The 2,110-nt window shown below is 69.9% G+C and carries 1 protein-coding gene; it reads right to left on the reverse strand.

All coding sequences use genetic code 11. The annotated features are described in order from the left end of the window. Positions 1-40 precede the first annotated feature (40 nt). Positions 41-2,110: 1,4-alpha-glucan branching protein GlgB (glgB, locus tag I5E_RS09590; protein WP_022906785.1), on the reverse strand; the 2,070-nt coding region annotated here is incomplete at its 5' end.

Raw genomic sequence — 2,110 nt, forward strand, 5'->3', positions numbered from 1 at the left:
AGAAAAAAAAAAAAAACTCCCGTCCGTCGTCTGCGTGCGACTACCGCGCGAGCTTCAGCCAGACCGCCCCGAGCGGCGGCACCACGAGGTGCGCGGACGCGGGGCGTCCCGCCCACGGGGTGTCCTCGGCCGTGACCACACCGAGGTTGCCCACACCGGAGCCGCCGTACTCGGCTGCGTCGGTGTTGAGGACCTCGTGCCACGTCCCGGCGGCGGGCAACCCGAAGCGACGCTCCACCGGCACGCCGGAGAAGTTCACGAAGACCGCGAGCCGGTCGTTGCCGTCCTTGCGGAGGAACCCGAGGGTGGAGTGGGGTGCGTCGCCGCCCTCGATCCACTCGAAGCCGTCCGCCGTGGCGTCGTGCGTCCAGAGTGCCGGCGTCTCGCGGTAGACCCGGTTGAGCGCGGACACGAGGTCCTGCACACCGCGGTGACCCGGGTCGTCGAGGAGCCACCAGTCGAGGCCGCGGGCCTCGGACCACTCGGACGGCTGGGCGAACTCCTGGCCCATGAAGAGCAGCTGCTTGCCGGGGTGCGCCCACATGAACGCGAGGTACGCCCGGACGTTCGCGAGCTTCTGCCACTCGTCGCCGGGCATCTTGCCGTACAGGGACCCCTTGCCGTGCACGACCTCGTCGTGGCTGATCGGCAGGGTGAACTGCTCGCTGAACGCGTACACGAACGAGAACGTGATCTCGTCGTGGTGGTAGCTGCGGTACACGGGCTCGCGCTCGATGTACTGCAGCGTGTCGTGCATCCAGCCCATGTTCCACTTCTGGCCGAACCCGAGCCCGCCGACGTCGGTCGGCTGCGTGACGCCCGGCCACGAGGTGCTCTCCTCGGCGATCATCACGATGCCCGGGTAGCGCTTGTAGGCGGTGGCGTTCGTCTCCTGCAGGAACGAGATCGCCTCGAGGTTCTCGCGACCGCCGTGGATGTTCGGCAGCCACTCCGTCCGGGAGTAGTCGAGGTACAGCATCGAGGCGACGGCGTCCACGCGGAGCCCGTCGATGTGGAACTCCTCGAGCCAGTAGAGCGCGTTCGCGACGAGGAAGTTGCGGACCTGCGGCTGCCCGAAGTCGAACACGTACGTGCCCCAGTCGAGCTGCTCGCCACGTCGGGGGTCCGGGTGCTCGAACAGCGCGTGGCCGTCGAACTTCGCCAGCGCCCACTCGTCCTTCGGGAAGTGCCCGGGGACCCAGTCCATGATCACGCCGATGCCGGCGGAGTGCAGCCGGTCGACGAGGTACCGCAGGTCGTCGGGGGAGCCGAACCGGGCCGTCGGGGCGTAGTAGCCCGTGACCTGGTAGCCCCACGAACCGCCGAACGGGTGCTCGGCGAGCGGCAGGAACTGCACGTGCGTGAAGCCGGTGTACTGGACGTGGCCGATGAGCTGGTCGGCGACCTCGCGGTAGGACAGGCCGGGACGCCACGAGCCGAGGTGGACCTCGTAGACGCTCATCGGACGGTCGTGCGTGGTCGTCCGTGCCCGGTGCTCCATCCACTGGGCGTCGCCCTCGGACCACTCGTGGTGTGCCTCGTCGATCACCGAGGCGGTCAGCGGCGGCACCTCGGTGCGTCGGGCGAACGGGTCCGCCCGCTCCACCCAGCCCGAGTCGGTGAGGAGCTGGAACTTGTAGCGCTGCCCGACGAGGGCGCCCGGCCAGAACAGCTCCCAGACCCCGAGGTCGGTGAGGCGGCGCATCGCGGTGGTGCGGCCTTCCCAGCCCTCGAAGTCGCCGATCACCCGGGCAGCGGTCGCCCGGGGTGCCCACAGCGTGAACGAGACGCCGTCGACACCGTCGACCGTGGTGACGTGCGCGCCGAGGTGGTGCCAGAGCTGCTCGTCGCGGCCCTCGCCGAAGAGGTGCAGGTCGAGTTCACCGATCGTCGGCGGGAAGCGGTAGGCGTCGTCCGTCGTCCAGGTGATGTCGTCGCCGTCGCCGGACGGGTCCGGGTCGTAGTCGGCCTCGACGCGGTACCGGCCGAGCTCGCCGACGGTCGCGCCGGCCCACAGGCCGTCGCCCTCGTGCGTGAGTTCGACGTCGTCACCGTCCGGTCGGACGATCCGGACGGCCGTGGCGAGGTGCAGGACGACCCGGACACTCGG

This window comes from Curtobacterium sp. B18 (assembly GCF_000333375.1).
GTDB lineage: Bacteria > Actinomycetota > Actinomycetes > Actinomycetales > Microbacteriaceae > Curtobacterium.